Annotated in this window: 10 protein-coding genes and 1 pseudogene; 3 read left to right on the top strand and 8 right to left on the bottom strand. The window is 74.5% G+C overall.

All coding sequences use genetic code 11. The features are described 5' to 3' along the window. Positions 1 to 32: 32 nt before the first annotated feature. Together FRAAL_RS15085 and FRAAL_RS15080 are read left to right on the top strand one after the other, a co-directional pair. Positions 33 to 1,478, top strand: coding sequence for an HNH endonuclease signature motif containing protein (locus tag FRAAL_RS15085; protein WP_011604601.1), 1,446 nt, complete (start codon positions 33 to 35; stop codon positions 1,476 to 1,478). A gap of 278 nt (positions 1,479 to 1,756) precedes the next feature. Next, on the top strand, positions 1,757 to 2,152 hold the full coding sequence (locus FRAAL_RS15080; protein WP_011604599.1) for a VOC family protein: 396 nt from the start codon (positions 1,757 to 1,759) through the stop codon (positions 2,150 to 2,152). A 100-nt stretch (positions 2,153 to 2,252) separates the two neighbouring features. Here the strand turns inward: FRAAL_RS15080 and FRAAL_RS15075 are convergent, their stop codons facing one another. From FRAAL_RS15075 to FRAAL_RS15050, 7 genes and pseudogenes are all read right to left on the bottom strand, one after another. Next, positions 2,253 to 2,831 (bottom strand): PaaI family thioesterase, encoded by a 579-nt coding sequence (locus tag FRAAL_RS15075; RefSeq protein WP_011604598.1) that lies wholly within the window; start codon positions 2,829 to 2,831, stop codon positions 2,253 to 2,255. Positions 2,832 to 2,841: 10 nt separating this feature from the next. Then, positions 2,842 to 3,228: a hypothetical protein gene (locus FRAAL_RS36365; protein ID WP_505474307.1), complete on the bottom strand. Its 387-nt coding sequence runs from the start codon at positions 3,226 to 3,228 to the stop codon at positions 2,842 to 2,844. Positions 3,229 to 3,372: 144 nt separating this feature from the next. Further along, a pseudogene (locus FRAAL_RS15070) lies at positions 3,373 to 4,620 on the bottom strand (AMP-binding protein); the annotation flags it as partial. A gap of 62 nt (positions 4,621 to 4,682) precedes the next feature. Continuing rightward, positions 4,683 to 6,014 (bottom strand): cytochrome P450, encoded by a 1,332-nt coding sequence (locus FRAAL_RS15065; RefSeq protein ID WP_011604596.1) that lies wholly within the window; start codon positions 6,012 to 6,014, stop codon positions 4,683 to 4,685. 86 nt (positions 6,015 to 6,100) lie between these two features. Next, positions 6,101 to 7,027 (bottom strand): SAM-dependent methyltransferase, encoded by a 927-nt coding sequence (locus FRAAL_RS15060; protein WP_011604595.1) that lies wholly within the window; start codon positions 7,025 to 7,027, stop codon positions 6,101 to 6,103. After that, the gene (locus FRAAL_RS15055) at positions 7,024 to 7,308 is read right to left on the bottom strand and encodes an acyl carrier protein (protein ID WP_041939346.1); all 285 of its coding nucleotides are present in this window, start codon (positions 7,306 to 7,308) and stop codon (positions 7,024 to 7,026) included. Before FRAAL_RS15055 ends, FRAAL_RS15060 begins: the two co-directional genes overlap by 4 nt. Positions 7,309 to 7,425: 117 nt before the next feature. Beyond that, the gene (locus tag FRAAL_RS15050) at positions 7,426 to 8,439 is read right to left on the bottom strand and encodes an acyl-CoA desaturase (protein WP_011604593.1); all 1,014 of its coding nucleotides are present in this window, start codon (positions 8,437 to 8,439) and stop codon (positions 7,426 to 7,428) included. Between the two features lie 311 nt (positions 8,440 to 8,750). Here FRAAL_RS15050 and FRAAL_RS15045 point away from each other — a divergent pair, with 311 nt between their 5' ends. Then, the gene (locus FRAAL_RS15045) at positions 8,751 to 9,926 is read left to right on the top strand and encodes a glycerophosphodiester phosphodiesterase (RefSeq protein WP_011604592.1); all 1,176 of its coding nucleotides are present in this window, start codon (positions 8,751 to 8,753) and stop codon (positions 9,924 to 9,926) included. 130 nt (positions 9,927 to 10,056) lie between these two features. Here the strand turns inward: FRAAL_RS15045 and FRAAL_RS15040 are convergent, their stop codons facing one another. Further along, complete coding sequence (locus tag FRAAL_RS15040; protein WP_041939344.1) at positions 10,057 to 16,518, bottom strand: type I polyketide synthase; 6,462 nt, start codon at positions 16,516 to 16,518, stop codon at positions 10,057 to 10,059. Positions 16,519 to 17,174 lie beyond the last annotated feature (656 nt).

The raw sequence follows: 17,174 nt of genomic DNA, 5'->3' as shown, positions 1-17,174 counted from the left end.
ACATCGGGATCTCGTTGTCCTACCGTTGACCTATGAGTTTCGAGGACGGCGCGCGAGACGGGCCGGTGCCACCGGCGCGGCTGGCGGTGATCGCCGGGCAGGTCGAGGGGCTGCTGTCGGATGAGACCTGGCGGCTGTCGGACGGCGAGTTGGAGGCGTTGATCGAAGGGGTCTGCCGGCTGGTCGGGCGGGTCGCGGCGGCGCGTGGTCGGCTGCTGGTCGAGGCGCAGGATCGGGGTTTCGCGCTGCGTCAGGGAGCGGTGGACACTGCTGCCTGGTTGCGGGATCGGCTGGCGCTGGCGTCCCGGGAGGCGCGTAGGCAGATCACTCTCGCCCGTGATGTTCACGAGGTGTGCCGGGCCACCGGCGCGGCCCTGGCGGCCGGTGAGCTCACCGTCGAGCACGCCGTCGTGATCTGCGAGGCGATGCGGTCGCTGCCTGCCGGGGTGACACCCGAACAGCGCGGCGAAGCCGAACTGGCCCTGCTCGCCTTCGCCCACACGTTCGACCCCTACCAGCTGGTGAAACTCGCCGCCCGCCAACGCGAAGCACTGACCATGGTCGACACCTCCCCCGGCGGCGACGACCCCCACGCCGACAGCCAGACCGGCGAACACAACAACCCCGGCAGCGGCCGCACGGGCAATGCTGGCGCCGGCAATGCTGGCGCCGGCAATGCTGGCGGGGATGGTGACAGCGCGGACACGAACAACCGCGAGAGGCCAAGCCCCGATCCCGCCGACATCCGCCGCCTGACCCTCACCGACACCCCCGCCGGCACCACCCTGCTCAGCGGCGAGCTCGACGCCGAAGGCGCCGCGATGCTCCGCACCGCGTTGGACAGCCTCGCCGCACCCCACCCCGCCGTCGACGGCACCTCTGATTCCCGCAGCCCGGCCCGCCGCCGCGCCGACGCCCTCATCGACCTGATCAGCCGCGCCCTCGGCGCCGCCGCACTACCGGAATCCGGCGGAGTTCGACCCCACCTGACCGTCACGATCCCCTGGAAGACCCTGCTCGCCGCCGACACCATCCCCGCCACCACCAGCTGGGGGCTTCCCCTGCCCCGCGCTGCCCTGGCCCGACTGAGCTGCGACGCGGAAATCAGCCGCATCCTGCTCGACCCCGCCGGTGTCCCCCTCGACGTCGGACGATCAACCCGCACCGTTCCCGCGCACCTGCGCCGCGCCCTGGCCATCCGCGATCAGGGATGCGTGTTCCCGGGCTGCGATCGGCCACCGTCCTGGTGCGAAGCACACCACGCGATCCACTGGCGCGACGGCGGACCCACCGCTCTGCACAACCTGCTCCTGCTCTGCGCCACCCACCACCGCCGGGTCCACCACGACGGCTGGGACATCATCTTCACCGACGACCACCGCCCCGCACTCATCCCACCCCACCGCATCGACCCACTACGCCGACCCCGCCGCAACCCCTACAGCCAACCCCCACCACACCTACGGAACACCGCCTGAGCGGCGCGAACCGGCCCGGCCCGACCGCCTGTCCGGCCCTCGTCACCCGACTCGGGAAGGCGCATGCGGACCGCAGGTTACCGCGCGGCCGTCCTCCTGGATCAGGTAAAGATGGCCGCCCGAGCTGCCCAGATGGACTCGTTGGCCAGCCGGAACGCTTCGGGATCGCGGCTACTTGGCCATTTTCGGTGCTCGCTGGTGCAAGGCCAGGTTGACCAGTCGAGTTGCGAGTCAGGGCATTGCACGCAACGGTCGCCCCTACGGCCGATAGTGACACCATGACTTCGCTCATACGCAATATCGAGTTCGACTGCGCCGATGCCTACGCTCTCGGGTCCTTTTGGGCAGAGGTCCTGGGAGGGGTCCTGCACCAGGACGACCGGCCCGAGGTTCCGGAGGTACTCGTGAGCACCGGAGAGGGCAGCGGTCCAGGCCTTCTTTTCCTCCTCGTACCCGAGGGCAAGAAGGTCAAGAACCGGCTGCACCTGGATCTTCAGCCACAGGACCGATCTCGAGATGAAGAAGTCGAGCGGCTGTTGGGCCTGGGCGCGAAGGTTGTCGCGGACTTCCGCAAGCCGGACGGTACGGGCTGGGTCGTCATGATCGACATTGAAGGGAACGAATTCTGTGTGGAGCGCAGTCAGGCAGAGCGAATCGTGACCGGGGATATCTAGTGCCTCCGTCAGGCCGGGTTCGCCCGCTGGACGATCTGCCGCGGTTTCTGATCTTCGGTGTCCTGGTTCCGCCAGGCGATCCTGCCCGCGCAAGGGCGTGTCAGCTGGGGCGGCGGCTCGGCGGACGGGGCGGATGGCGGCGGATGTTGCGGAAGGTGATCAGCGCGGTGGCGCACATCGTCTCTGCGGGTCGGCGGGGGCCGAGTGGATCGTCGGACCCGGATCGGCCCGTCCCTGAGTCGGCGTCGATGTCGAACCCTTCATCGCCCTCGGCACCGGAAAGGACGGTTGCGCCGTCAGTGGTCGGGACGCACCAGACGTCGGCGGCGGCGATGGTCGTCGTCAGGCCCGCGTGGACCACCCGGCCGTGGGCGAGGAAGGCCGCGCCGCTCGCCGGGGCGAGGATCTTCAGGGTGACGTCGACGGTCATGTTGACCCAGCCGGCCGGCAGCAGGGTTCCCGCGGCGCAACCGGCGGCGAGGTCCGCCAGCGAGGCGAGGACGCCAGCCTGCAGGTGGCCGTCATGCTGGGTGAGCTCATGGCGCCAGGGCTGGAGGAGTTCGACCTCGCCGGGTGTCACCCGCCCGACCCGGAAACCCAGCCGGGCCGCAGCGGGCATGCTGAGAACCGTCTCGGTGACGAACCGGACGTAGTCGGGGTTGGCCGGGCGCACCGCCACCGCGGGCGTCTCAGCCGGCCGGGGACGACGCCGGCGCGGCAGGGGGCGAAGCCGCCCACGGTGCGAGGTCGCCAGCCAGGTAGCGGCGGCGGGCGGCGGCTCGCATGATCTTGCCGCTGCTGGTCTTGGGCAGTGTGCCCGGGCGGACGAGCACCAGGTCCGCCAGCGTGAGGTCGTGTTGGCGCACCACCGCGGCGCGGATCGACCCGGCGACGTCCGCGGGGTCGGCGTCCGTGCCGGGTTCGCCGCGCACCTCCTGGACGACGACGGGGCGTTCCCCGCCCGGGCCCGGGACCGCGAAGGCGGCGCACCCGCCGGGCCGCAGCGCGGGGTGCGCCGCCGCGGCGGTCTGTTCGAGGTCCTGCGGGTAGTGGTTGCGGCCGCGCAGGACCAGCATGTCCTTGTGCCGACCCACGACGTACAGCTCGCCGTCGACGATCAGGCCGAGGTCGCCGGTGCGCAGATAGGAGCGGCCGGGCGCGTCGGCGCAGCGGGCCTGAAAGGTGTCGGCGGTGGCCGCCGGGCGCTGCCAGTAGCCGGCCGCCACGTGGTCGCCGGCGACCCAGATCTCCCCGATCCGGTCGGGCGGAGCGCCGCGCCCGGTCTCCGGATCGACGATCCGCACCTCGGCTGCGACCCACGGCCCGAGCGCCATGGCGCCCTCGGCCTGCGCCGTGGCGCCATCGAAGGCGGCGGGGGCAAGGCCGGAGCCGACGAGGGGCCGGCCGCGGCCGGGTGGGGTCGGGGTGTAACGGCCCGCGCCGAGCCCGTCGGCGTCCGCGTCGAGGGTGCGGGGGCCGCGGCCCTTGCGGCTGCCGGTGACCAGCAGCGTCGCCTCGGCCAGGCCGTAGCAGGGGTAGAGCGCGCGCGGGTCGAATCCGACCGGGGCGAAGGCGTCGGCGAAGCGGCGCAGCGTGTCGGCGCGGATCGGTTCGGCGCCGTTGAACGCGACCCGCCAGCAGCTCAGGTCCAGGTCGGGCACGCCGCCGCCGGCCGCCGCGGCCGCGCAGACGTCGAAGGCGAAGTTCGGACCGCCGCTGGTGTGGGCGCGGTAGCGGGAGATCGCCGCGAGCCACAGCAGTGGGCGGCGGATGAACGCCCCCGGGTCCAGCAGCACGCCGGTCGCGCCGAGGTACAGCGGTTGCAGCACGTTGCCGATGAGGCCCTGGTCGTGGAACAGCGGCGCCCAGCCGACGAACGTCGAGTGCCGGTCGTGGCCGAAGGCGAGCCGGATCATCTCCTGGTTCGCCGCCAGGTTGCGATGGGTGACCATCACGCCCTTCGGGTCGGCCGTGGACCCGGAGGTGTACTGAAGGAACGCGACCGTGTCCGGCTCGCCCGACCAGTCCGGCGCAGCGTCGGTCGGCTCCAGGGTCGGCTCGGGGACGGTCTCGTCCACCGCGATCCACGCCAGCGGGCCGGTGACGGCCTCCAGCGGCACCCGGACCACGTCGATCATCGGGCCGGTGGACAGGACGGCGGTGGGCGCGCAGTCCCGCACGATCGCGCGGGTGGCGTCCTGGACCGCGCCGCGGCGCGGCGGGTTGACCGGCACGGCGATGACGCGGGCGTACAGGCAGCCGAAGTAGGCAACGATGAACTCCAGGCCCTGCGGGAAGACCAGCAGCGCCCGCTCCCCCGGCCCGCAGCGGCGGCCCAGCCGGTCGGCGATGGCCAGCGCCCGGGTGTACAGCTCCCGGTAGGTCAGCGCGGCCCGCTCGTCGCCGTGCTCGTCGAGCAGGATGAACGCCCGCCCGTCCGGGTCGCCGGCGGCGCGTCGGCGCAGCACGTCCGGCAGCAGGGCGCCCGCCACGTCGTGATCGGTTCGCGTCCCCGCCGCAGGCCCGCCCGTCACCAGGCCCCCGCCAGCGCGACGGGCAGGCTGGTCAGCCCGCGGACGATGAGGCTGTGCTCCTGGCGGGGAAGGTCCCGCCCGCCGGCGTCACCGTGCCGGTCGACCGCGGGCGCGAGGCGTTCGGCGCGGCCGGTGAGGCAGCCGAAGACGATCTCGGCCTGAGCCCTGGCGAGCATGCCGCCGAGGCAGCCGTGCATCCCATGGCCGAAGGCGAGGTGGCCCCCCGCCGGGCGGGTGATGTCGAAGGTGTCCGGCCGGTCGAACACCGCGGGGTCCCGGTTGGCCGCGCCGAGGCAGAGCAGCACCTGCTCGCCGGCACGGATCCGGCTGCCGCCGAGCTCGACGTCGCGGGTGGCGAGGCGCTTGGTGAGCTGCAGGGGGCTGTCGTAGCGCAGCGCCTCCTCGACGGCGGCAGCGACCAGCTCCGGCCGCCGGTGCAGCAGCGCCGCGGTGTCGGGATGGTGCACCAGGGCGAGCAGCCCGTTGCCGATGAGGGCCGTTGTCGTCTCGACGCCGGCAACGAAGCACATGATGCACAGGAAGCCGAGTTCGGTGTCGGTGAGCCGGTCCCCGCCGCCGGTGCGCGCGGCGAGCAGCCGGCTGACCAGGTCGTCGCCGGGCCGGGCGCGGCGGGCGGCGATGACGCCGGCCATGGCGTCGGCGAAGGTCGCGACGACCTCGCCGACGCGGTCGACCTCGCCGGGCGCCATCAGGCCGGGTTCGAGCAGGAACCGGACGTCGTGCGTCCACCGACCGACCTCGCCACGCACATCGTCCGGCAGCGCCATCCACTCGCTGAGGACGGCGATCGGCAGGGGCCCGGCGAGGTCGGTGACCGCGTCCAGACCGCCGCAGTCGGACAGCGCCCGGTCGAGCAGGCCGCGGGCGATCGCGGCGATCCGGGGCCGCAGCCGGGTGACCTCAGCGGTGGTGAACACCCGGTTGACCAGGGCACGCAGCCGAGCGTGCTGCGGGTTGTCGGTGAAGACGAGCGAGGTGTGCGCCAGCTGGACCATCCGCTCGGCGTTGCCGGACCTGCCCGAGTTGCCGGCAGCGACGGAGCCGAGGGCGTCGCCGCCAGCGGCTCGGCTGACCAGCCGTGGGATCAGCCCGGCGCTGAAGGTGCGGTCGTGCAGCACGGCGCGGACGTCGGCGTGGCGGGTCAGCACCCACATGCCCATCGTCCGCAGGACCGGCGACGTCCGGCGCAGCTCCCGGTAGACCGGGTAGGGGTCGGCGCGGAACGCAGCGCTGAACGGGTTGAACCGCGCCGCGGCAGGTGCCGTAGGCGCCGCCGATGCCGTGGACGCGGTCGATGGCGTTGGCACAGCCGATGGCGTTGGCACAGCCGATGGCGTTGGCACAGGCGATGGCGTTGGCACGGCCGGTGCCGTGGACGCGGCCGGGCGGTGCGTCATCGGGCCGGACCGCCGGGGCCGTCTACGTCGGTGCCGCGGTAGGGGACGAGCACCAGGCGCAGCAGGCAGATCCGGCGCATCCGGAAGCCGACCGCAGACAACCGCAGGTAACGCTCGTAGCGGGCGACGACATCCGGCCCGACGAGCGCCACCGCCTCGTCGCGGCGGGCCCGCAGCCGGCGGGCCCATTCCTCGCAGGTGCGGGCGTAGTCGAACCGACCGTTGTGCAGCGCCCGGACCTCGAAGATCCCCTCGGCGGCGGCGGTGATCTCGGCGAGGGTGGGCAGGTCGGCGTCGGGGAAGATCTCCCGCTGGATGAACCCGTTGGCCTGCTCGCGGCGCATGCTCGCGTAGGCGATCGTCTGCAGGGACAGCACGCCGTCCGGCGTCAGCCAGCGGTGACAGCGGGTGAAGAACTCGCGGTAGATGCGGATCTTCTCGGCCGGCGGGTCCGCCGGCGTGGCGAAGTGCTCGAACGCGCCGATCGAGATGATGCCGTCGAAGCGGCCCTGCGGGGTGTAGTCCATCCAGTTCTCGAGGCGGACCTCGACGCCGGGAAGGGCCTGCGACCGGACATGGGCCGCCTGCCGCTCGCTGAGCGTGAGGCCGACCGACCGCGGCACCCCGTGCCGCACCGCCAGCCGGGCCAGCACCGACCCCCAGCCACAGCCGACGTCGAGGACCGCCCGGGCCCGGTCGGCCCCCACCGCGTCGAGGTGGAAGCGCAGCTTGCGTTCCTGGGCGACCGCCAGGGCGTCCCCGCCGCCGTCGAGGGTCTCCCCGCCGACCGGCTCCCACATCGCACAGGAGTAGGTCAGCGAGCTGTCCAGCCAAAGGCGGTAGAACTCGTCGCCGACGTCGTAATGATGGCGGACGGCCGCCGCCGCCCCCGCCGCCCGGTCAGCGTCGGCGGGCGCCGTCACCGCTGGGCCAGGTCCGGGCTGGCCACCGGCTCCCGGGCGCCCTGGTCGTACAGGTGGGCCGCGAGCGCGTTGAGCGTCGGGTTCTCGAACAGCGACTCGGGGGCTACGTCGACGCCGTAGTGGTCCTCGACCGCGATCAGCAGCGAGACCGCGACGGCCGAATCCACCCCGAGGCGGTCGAAGTCAGCGTCGAGGTCGATCTCGGACACCGGCTGCTCCAGGATGTCCGCGACATGATCCCGACACCACTGGGCGATGCCCTCCCGAGCGGCGGCGTCCACTGTCTCCTCCTCCGTACGTCAGGTCTGGCGTGTGTCAGATCCGGAGATCGGCGGTCAGCTCCGGGAATCCGCGGGCCAGGTCCGGGAATCCGCGGGCCAGGCCCCGGAGTCCGTAGGTCAGGTAGCGGGGTCGAGGCCGGCGGCCTCGCGGCGCCCCGTCCGCTGGGCCGCCCTGCGCTGCCCGGACGGCAACCGGATGTCCCGGGCGAGCCCGCCGGCCGCCAGGATCCGGATCAGCCAGTAGCCGGGGTCGAGCCGGTACCAGGTGAGCCCGAACGACGGCGAGTCGGGGAAGGCGTGATGGTTGTTGTGCCAGGATTCCCCGAAGGTCAGCAGGGCGAAGATCCCGCCGTTGCGGCTGTTCTCCCGGGACTCGTACGGCCGCGTACCGAACATGTGCAGGAACGAGTTGATCGCCCAGATCGTGTGTTCCAGCACGAACATGCGCACGAGGCCACCCCAGAGCAGGCCGCTGACGGCGCCTTCCCAGCTGCGGTGGGCCAGGCCGCCGACGAGGGCCGGCAGCAGCAGGCCCAGCACGACCCACAGGTGGTAGCGGCGGGCGACGCGCATCAGCGGCCGGTTGCGGATCAGGTCCGGGGCATAGTGCGCGACATTGGGATATTCGTGCCGGCGCATCCACAGGAAGTGCGAGTGCGCCAGTCCGCGCAGCCGCCCCCGTAGCCCGCCGCCGGCGAGGTTCGGCGAATGCGGATCGCCCTCGCGGTCGCTGCACTCGTGGTGCCGACGGTGCAGCGCGACCCAGGACACGACGCCACCCTGCCCGGCCATGGAGCCGCAGACCGCGAGAACCGCCGCCGCCGACGGCGCGGACTTGAAGGTGCGATGAGTGAACAACCGATGATATCCGACGCTGATGCCCAGTCCGGTCACCAGCCAGAAGGTGAACAGCAACGCGATTTCGGTGACGCCGAGCGGCTGCACCCACAGAAAGGCGACGGCGGCCGCGGTACCGGCGATCGGGAGCACGTCGAACATCAGGAAGTGACGGCGCTGGAGGCGGTGCAGAAAGGAATTGCTGACCGTCTTGCGGCGCGGCTCCGACGCCACGGCGCGGGCTCCGGCGGCGCGGGCTCCGGCGGCGCGGACAGCAGGATCGACACTCGCCATGCGCGGTCTCCCTCCTGGTCACGTCGCTGCTCGACGCATCCCGTCGGAGCATCGGGGCATTTGCTCCAGGACGGGCCCAACGCTAACCACGACGGCGCCGGATCCGCCGTGGCCATTGGAATATCGAATCGCCGGAGCCACTTTTCCCGTCGATGTTCCGTGGGGGTGTTCACCAACTCGACGGCTGGGCGACCCCGGCGGGCAAGGCCCGATCCTCCGCGCCGAAATCTGTGCTCGCTTCGCTGGGTGGGCGCCGCCAGGGGCGAGGGTCGCCATCCGGGCACGCTGGAGGATCCGTGGACCGCCGCCGGGTGCTTGCGGGAATCGTCGCCACACCTCTCGCCGCCGCTCCGCTCGTCGCCTCGGTGGCGGCGGCCGGGCCCGCGCTCGCCGCCGGTGCACCCCCCGCCGGTGCGCCCGCCGCCGGTGCCGAGCGCCGCCGTTCGACGCTGGTCATCGGGCACCGCGGCGCCTCCGGCTACCGCCCCGAGCACACCCTGGCCTCCTACGAGCTGGCCGCCCGCCTGGGCGCGGACTTCGTGGAGCCCGACCTGGTGCCCACGAAGGACGGCGTCCTCGTCTGCCGGCACGAACCGGAGATCGGCGGGACGACGAACGTCGCCGACCACCCCGAGTTCGCCGGCCGGAAGAAGACGGTGTCCCTCGACGGCGTCGCGACCACCGGCTGGTTCACCGAGGACTTCACCCTGGCCGAGCTCAAGACGCTGCGCGCCAAGGAGCGGCTGCCCGACGTGCGCCAGGAGAACACCCTTTACGACGGGCTGTTCGAGATCCCGACCTTCACCGAGGTCCTCGACCTGCGGGTCCGGCTGTCGAAGGAGCTCGGCCGGGAAATCGGCGTCTACCCGGAGACCAAGCACCCGACCTACTTCACCAAGGCCGGGCTGCCCCTGGAACAGCGCCTCGTCGACACGCTGAACCGCTACGGCCTGAACCGGCGGGATGCGGCGGTGTTCGTCCAGTCCTTCGAGACGGCGAACCTCGCCCAGCTGCGCACGCTGGGGCTGCGCACGCCGGTGGTGCAGCTGCTGTCGGCCGAGGGGGCGCCGTTCGACCTCGTCGACGCCGGGGACAAGCGGACCTACGCCGACCTCGTGACGCCGGCCGGCCTGCGGGGCATCGCCGCCTACGCCACCGGCATCGGCCCCGACAAGCTGCAGGTCATCCCCAAGGCCGCCGACGGAACGCTGGGGCGGCCGACCTCGCTGGTCGCCGACGCGCACGCCGCCGGGCTCGTCCTGCACCCGTACACGTTCCGGGCGGAGAACACGTTCCTGCCGGCGGACTACCGCCGCGGCACCTCGCCGAACGACTTCGGCCGGGCCATCGACGAGCAGGTCGCCTACCTCAGGGCCGGCGTCGACGGGCTGTTCACCGACCAGGCGGACATCGGCGTCCTCGCCCGGGCCGTCGCCGCCGGGCAGTCGATCGCCGCCGTCCAGCCGGCCCCGCACTCGGCGACCTGAGAGCTGCCGCGCCACGGCGCGGCGGCGGTGCGGTGCGGGGACAGGGCCGTCCCCGCACCGCACCGCACACCCGGTCAGTGGACCTGCCGACCCTGCCGACCTGCCGACCTGCCGACCTGCCGACGCGCGGCTACCTCGCCCCTTCCAGCCGCTCCAGCCAGCGGTGCAGGTCCCGGGCGGTCGACGCGGCGTGCTCGTTCATCATCGACTGGTGGTCGCCGGCCACGTCGAAGGAGTCGTGATCCATCGACCAGTCGGTCGTCCACGCCTGGCCGTGCCCGGTGATGTCCTCGGCGACGGTGCCCCGGGGCATCCGCTCGGCCGCGCGCAGGAGCATGACCGGGGCGGCGACGGCGCGCGGCCGCCAGTGCTCGAACAGGTCGAGGTAGGCACCCTGCGCGGTGATCTGCGCCTCGGTCATCAGGGCGAACGCCTGGTCGTTGACGGCGATGCCGCGCAGCTCCTCGTGGATGTCCTCCTCCGGGATGCGGTCGGTGGGCAGCCACGTGTCAAGCAGCGCCACCGCCGCGGGGTGCACCCCCCGGTCCTCCAGCGCGGAGGCGATGGCGTGCGCCAGCCAGCCGCCGGAGGAGTACCCGGCGAGGACGACGGGTGTGACGGGGAAGGCGCGCGCGACGGTGTCGGCGTGCATCTCGACGACGAGCTCCGCGTTCGCCGGCAGCAGCTCGCCGTCGCCGAATCCCGGGTGCGGCAGGGCGAAGACGTCGCGCAGACCGTGCAGGTGCAGGGCGATCCGGGCGAAGTTGTGGGGCCCGGACGGGGCCACCATCGACGGCAGGCACACCAGCGCGACGGGTGCCGGGCCGGTGGCCAGGCGCACCGGTCTGGCGGGCGGGCCGAACTCGGCGGCCGAGTCGAACACCGGGCGCAGCCGGGCGGCGGCGCGCAGCACGCCGACGCCGGCGGCGAACTTGCCCTGCGCGCAGGCCTGGCGGTACAGCCCACGCACCCCGACCTCGACCGCACCACCCGTCGTGCCCGTGCCCGCCGACGCGGCGACGCCGGAGGCGCCGGCCAGGCGCGCGGCGGCGGACATCGGACCAGCGGCGGACACCTGGGCGGCGGACACCCGGGCGGCGGACACCTGGGCGGCGGACACCTGGGCGGCGAGGGTGTCCAGGTGGGCGGCGAGTTCGGTGACCGTCGGATGCTCGAACACCACCTGGGTGGCGAGCGTCAGGCCGGTCGCCGTGGCCAGGCGGCGGCTGAGCTCGACGGAGGCGAGGGAGTCGAAGCCGAGTTCGAGGAAGCGGCGGGTCGGGTCGAGCTCGTCGGGGGTGTCGTGGCCGAGGATGGCCGCGGCCTCGGCATGGACCAGCTCCACCAGCACCTGGGCGCGCCGCGGCGGGCGCAGGTCGAGCACGGTCGGGGCGGCCTGCCCCGCCTGGGCCTGCCCCGCCTGGGCCGGTGTCGCCGACTGCCCGAGCCGTCCCGCGGGCAGCGCGGCGACGGGCAGGGCGGCGACGGGCAGCTCCTCGAAGAAGCGGCTGGGCCGGGCCGCGGTGATGGACGGCAGGAACGTCTCCCAGGCGACGTCGACGACGGTCAGCGCCGTCTCGCCCGCGGCGACGGCCTGGGTGAGCGCGGTGACGGCCGGTTCGGGGGCCAGCGGGCGCAGGCCGCGGCGGGTCAGGTAGTCGCGCAGCGCCGGCTCGGCGCCGAGACCGGCATCGGCCCAGGGGCCGAAGGCCACCGCGGTGGCCGGTCGGCCCTCGGCGCGACGGCGGGCGGCGAGGGCGTCGAGGTAGGCGTTGCCGGCACTGTAGGCGGCCTGGTTACCGCTGCCCCAGACCCCCGAGATCGACGAGAACAGCACGAACGCCGCCACCTTCGCCCCGTCCGGGCCGTCGAGCAGGCGGTCGAGCGTGCCGGCGCCGGCGACCTTGCCGGCGACCACGCCCGCGAACTCGGCCAGAGTGAGCTGGGCCAGCGGCGTGGTCGGGCCGGCGGTGCCCGCGGCGTGCACGACGGCGGTGACCGGTTCGCCGGCGTCGGCCAGCTCGCGCAGCAGCCCGGCGAGCCGGCCGGGGTCGGCCACGTCGCAGGCGTCGATCGTGGCGTGCGTGCCCAGCGCCGCCAGCTCGCCGAGCAGTTCCCGGGCGCCGGGGCTGTCGGGACCGCGCCGGCTGGCGAGGACGACACGGCGGGCCCCGTCGCGGGCCAGGCGGCGGGCGGTGTGCGCGCCGAGCGCGCCGGTGCCGCCGGTGATCAGTACGGTCCCGTCCGGCCGCCAGGTCGCCTCCCCCGGCGTCAGGGCCGCCGTCGGGGCGGGGTCCGATGCGGGGATGCGCAGCAGGCGGGGTACTCGCAGGCCCTGCGGGCGGGGGGCGAACTGGTCCTCGCCGCCGGGGGCGGTCAACGCGGTGCCGAACCACAGCAGGGTCTGGTCGTCGAGGCTGGTCGGCAGGTCGATGAGGCCGCCCCAGACCTGCGGCGTCTCCAGCGCGAGGGTACGGCCCAGACCCCAGACCATCGCCTGCTCCGGCTGGGTGACGGGATCCTCGGCGCCCGTCGTGACCGCACCGCGGGTGACGGCCCACAGCGGCGCGCCGACCCCCAGGTCGCCCAGCGCCTGGACGCCGGTGACGGTGAGGGCGAGGCCGGTGGTGAGATGCGGGTGGTCCGGGTGGGGGGTGCCGTCGAGGGCGAGCAGGGACACGACGCCGCCGACTCGATCGATGCCGACTCGATCGATGCCGACTCGATCGATGCCGACACGGTCGACGCCGACACGGTCGGCCCTGGGCACGGCCCCTGCGGGCGCCGCCGCCTCGCCGAATCCGGTGTCGCCGAACCCCGTGTCGCGGCGGATCGCCTCGGCCAGGCGCGCGGCAACCGCGGACCGGTCGGCCCGGGCGAGCGGGATCGGCAGCGGCGTGCCACCGAGACGCTCGATCATCCAGGTGACGCGGGCGAGCAGCGCGTCGTCCACCCCGTCCGGCGGGATGAGCACGGGCCACCGGCCGCTCAACGGTCCGGTGGTGGCGGCCTGCGCGGCGATGGCCGCGGTGAGGTCGGCGTCGGCCATCGGCTGCCAGACGGTGCGGTACCGCCAGGTGCCGGGATCACCGGCGGCCCCGGCTGCGGGCTGCGCCGGCTCGCCGAGTCCGGCGGCCCTGGGCCGGCCCGTCCACGCCAGGCGCAGCGTGTCGGCGGCCTGCGCGTCGGCGGCTTGCCGGGCGGCGGCGCCTTGCGGGGCAGCGGCGCCTTGCGGGGCAGCGGCGCCTTGCGGGGCGGGGGTCGGGGTGCCGTCGGCCTGACGGGGGGCGGGGATGGCGGCGCCGGTGCCCGCCAACCAGTAGCGCCGGCGTTGGAAGGGGTAGGTGGGCAGGTCGATCACGGTGCCGGCCCGGCCGATCACGGCCCGCCAGTCGACGTCGACGCCGTGCGTGTCAAGGCCGGCGAGGGCGGTGAGCAGCGTGTCGGCCTCCGGCCGCCCGGCTCGGGTCGTCGCGACCGCGATCGGCGCCGCGGCGTCCGCCGGCAGGCAGCCGGGCAGCAGCGCGGTGAGGACCGCGTCGGGGCCGAGCTCGACGAAGGCGCCGGCGCCCTCGGCGTGCAGGCGGCGGGCGGCGTCGAGGAAGCGCACCGCGCCACGCGCGTGACCGGCCCAGTAGTCGGGGGTGCACAGCTCGTCGCCGGCGGGCTCGCCGGTGCGGGTGGACACGATCGGAATCGCCGGTGCGTGGTGGGTGACCTGCCCGGCGATGACCCGGAACTCGTCGAGCATGCCCGCCATGTGCGGGGAGTGGAAGGCGTGGCTGACCGCGAGGCGCCTCGTCGCGTGGCCGCGGGCCGCCCAGGCCGCGGCGATCCGCTCGGCGGCGTCGGCGTCCCCGGCGATGACCGTCGCCTCGGGACCGTTGACGGCGGCGATCTCCACCCGCCCCTCCTGGCCGGCCAGCGACGCGGCGACCTCGCCGGCACCCGCCCGGATCGCGATCATCGCGCCGCCGGGACGGCAGGACTGCATGAGCCGGCCGCGGGCGGCGACCAGCGTCACCGCGTCGTCCAGGGACCACACGCCCGCGACGTGGGCGGCGGTCAGCTCGCCGATCGAGTGCCCGGCGAGCAGTGCCGGGGTCACCCCCCAGGAGGTGACCAGTCGGTACAGCGCCGTACCGAAGGCGAACAGCGCCGGCTGGGTGTACTCGGTGCGGTGGAGCAGGGCGGCGTCGGGCGTGCCGGGGGCGGCGAACATCACCTCCCGCAGCGGCCGGGCGAGGTGGTCGGCGAACCGGTCGCAGATCTCGTCGAGGTCGTCGGCGAACGCGGGGAAGGCGTCGTAGAGGTCGCGGCCCATGCCGTTGCGCTGGCTGCCCTGCCCGGTGAACAGCATGGCGGTGCGGCCCGGCGGGGTGGCGGGGCGCGTGCCGAGAACGAGCCCGGCCGCCGGTCGGCCCGCCGCGAGCGCGGACAGCGCACCGGCGAGACGTCGGCCGCCGTCGCCGCCTCGACGCGGGCCGGCCAGCGCCACCGCCCGGTGCTCGAAGCGGGACCGGCCGGCGAGGGTGTGGGCGACGTCGACGGGGTCGAGGCCCGGACGGCGGTCCAGGTACGCGGCAAGCCGCTCGGCCTGGGCGCGCAGCGCCGCCGGCGTCCGACCGGACAGCACGATCGGCACCGCCGCGCCGCTGACGGCGACCGGCGCCCCGGACGCCACCGGCACCGCGGCGGCGGGAGGGGTGGCGGTCGGAGTGGCAGGTGGAGTGGTGGGTTCGGTGGTGGGTGGGATGGCAGCGGCGGGCGGCGTGACGGGTGCGGGCGGGGTGGTGGGTGCGGGTGGGGTGGTGGTGCGGGGCCGGTCGGCGCAGCCGCTGCGCGGCGCGGGCGGGCGCGGCTCGGCCGGGGGCTCCTCGAGGATGACGTGGGCGTTGGTGCCGCTCACCCCGAACGCGGACACGCCGGCCCGGCGCGGGCGGCCCTCACGGCGCCGCCAGGCGACGTTTTCGGTGAGCAGCTCGACGTCGCCGGCCGACCAGTCGACGTGCGGCGAGGGCTCGCGGACGTGCAGGGTGCGCGGCAGCACCTCGTGCCGCAGCGCCTGGACCATCTTGATGATCCCGCAGACCCCGGCCGCGGCCTGGGCGTGGCCGATGTTGGACTTCAGCGAGCCCAGGTACAGCGGCCGGCCGGCCGGCCGGTCCTGACCGTAGGTCGCGAGGACGGCCTGGGCCTCGATCGGGTCGCCGAGCGTGGTGCCGGTGCCGTGCGCCTCCACCGCGTCGACGTCGGCGGTCCGCAGGCCGGCGTTGGCCAGCGCCTGGCGGATGAGCCGCTGCTGGGACAGGCCGTTGGGGGCGGTCAGCCCGTTGCTGGCGCCGTCCTGGTTGATCGCCGTGGCGCGCAGCACCGCGTGGACCCGGTGGCCGCGGCGGCGGGCGTCGGAGAGCCGTTCCAGCAGCAGCACGCCCGCGCCGTCGGCCCAGCCGGTGCCGTCGGCGTCGGCGGAGAACGCCTTGCACCGTCCGTCGGGCGCCAGCCCCCGCTTGCGGCTGAACTCCACCAGGATCCCCGGCGTCGACATGACGGTCACCCCGCCGACAAGCGCCAGGTCACACTCCCCCGCGCGCAGCGACTGGCTGGCGAGATGCGTCGCGACCAGCGAGGCGGAGCACTGGGTGTCCACGCTCAGCGCCGGTCCCTCCAGCCCGAAGGTGTAGGCGACCCGGCCGGCGATCACCCCGGAGGCGTTGCCGGTGAGCAACTGGCCCTGCGCGTCCTGCGGCGCGGTGTGCCAGGCCGGCCCGTAGTCCTGCAGCGAGACGCCGGTGAACACGCCGGTGCGGCTGCCGCGCAGGGACCGGGGATCGATGCCGGCCCGCTCCACCGCCTCCCAGGAGACCTCCAGCATCAACCGCTGCTGCGGGTCGAGGGCGTTGGCCTCCCGCGGGCCGATGCCGAAGAACGCCGGATCGAACTGGTCGATGCCGGTGAGGAACCCACCGTGGCGGGTGTAGGCGGTGCCGGGATGGTCGGGGTTCGGGTCGTAGAGCCCGGCCAGGTCCCAGCCCCGGTCGTCGGGCAGTCCGGCGACCGCGTCTCGCCCGGCGTGCACCAGTTCCCACAGCGCCTCCGGCGAGTCGACGCCGCCGGCCAGCCGGCAACCCATGCCGACGATGACGATCGGGTCGTCCGCCGGCCGCTGCCCGTCGCCGGCCGCGGCCCCACCCGCCAGCGGTCCCGCCGCGGGGCCCGCCGCGGTCGGCCTCACGGCGGTGATCTCGTCACCGATCCCGAGCAGTTCGCGGCGCAGATGGTCCGCCAGGGCCCGCGGCGTCGGCCGGTCGAAGAACAGGGTGGCGGACAGGCGCAGACCCGTCTGCTCGGCCAGCGCCGCCCGCAGCCGCTCGGCGATGTGGCGGTAGATCCCCAGAGCGCGCCACGGCGCCTCCGCATCGACGATGCCGGCGCCCGGGCCGGCCACCGCGGCCACCTGGGCCGCGACCAGGTCGAGCAGCAGCTCATGCTGGGCGTCCGCCGACCGGCCGGCCAGCCGGGCCCGCCACGCCTCGGCCGACTCGCCCGCCGCGCGCGGGGATCGTCCGAGGGTCTGGCGCAAATCGCGCATGCGAACTCCCACCTTGCTCAGGAACAGGGCAACGCTCAGGAACAGGGCATCGATCTGTCGGCGACGGTTGCCTGCGCCCGCACGCGGCCAGCGGACGACCGGCGCGCAGGCGCGACGGGCACGGACGGGTCCGTGCCCGCGCTGAGGCGACGCGCCAGCCGCCGGTGTGCAGCACAGAGATGGAGACTGCGTCCCGGTGGACCGGGGCCAATCCGGTGCGTCCGCGTGGCCACGCGGACGCCGACGCGGGCGGCCGGCGGGCGGCCGGACCGGGCTGGGCGGCCGCAGGTGGAGTGCGACGGCTCGTTGTCCCGGTCGGACGACTCAGGTGCCGGCGCCCGAGAGTTGATCACCTTGGACGCATGGTGGAATCGTGCCCGACGCGGTCGAATTACGACAAATGACCCTGGCGCGATCGGGCCATGCCAGTCCGAGCCGGGCCACCATCCGCGCAGGTGACGGCCGCTGGTCGGGCACGGGGTGTCTGCATGCTCACGCCTGGTCGCCCCGGCGGTGGGGGCGCCCCCGCCGCCGGGCAGAACGGGTCCGGCCCGACGTCCGCGCAGCGTCCCCCGCCGGGACGGCGACAGTTGCGAGAACCACGCCCGAAGGAACCCTCGGCGAGGGCGCCGCCATCGGCCCGATCTGGCGCCCCC

The sequence above is a fragment of the Frankia alni ACN14a genome (genome assembly GCF_000058485.1).
In the GTDB taxonomy this organism is placed as follows: Bacteria; Actinomycetota; Actinomycetes; order Frankiales; family Frankiaceae; genus Frankia; species Frankia alni.
Note: the sequence above shows the minus strand (reverse complement) of the source record. Positions and strands in the feature narration are given on the sequence as shown.

Excerpts from the sequence above, each read along its gene's own strand:
- FRAAL_RS15080 (WP_011604599.1), top strand. The coding sequence starts at position 1,757 with ATGACTTCGCTCATACGCAATATCGAGTTCGACTGCGCCGATGCCTAC.
- FRAAL_RS15040 (WP_041939344.1), bottom strand. The coding sequence starts at position 16,518 with ATGCGCGATTTGCGCCAGACCCTCGGACGATCCCCGCGCGCGGCGGGC.
- FRAAL_RS15050 (WP_011604593.1), bottom strand. The coding sequence starts at position 8,439 with ATGGCGAGTGTCGATCCTGCTGTCCGCGCCGCCGGAGCCCGCGCCGCC.
- FRAAL_RS15085 (WP_011604601.1), top strand. The coding sequence starts at position 33 with ATGAGTTTCGAGGACGGCGCGCGAGACGGGCCGGTGCCACCGGCGCGG.
- FRAAL_RS36365 (WP_505474307.1), bottom strand. The coding sequence starts at position 3,228 with ATGCTGGTCCTGCGCGGCCGCAACCACTACCCGCAGGACCTCGAACAG.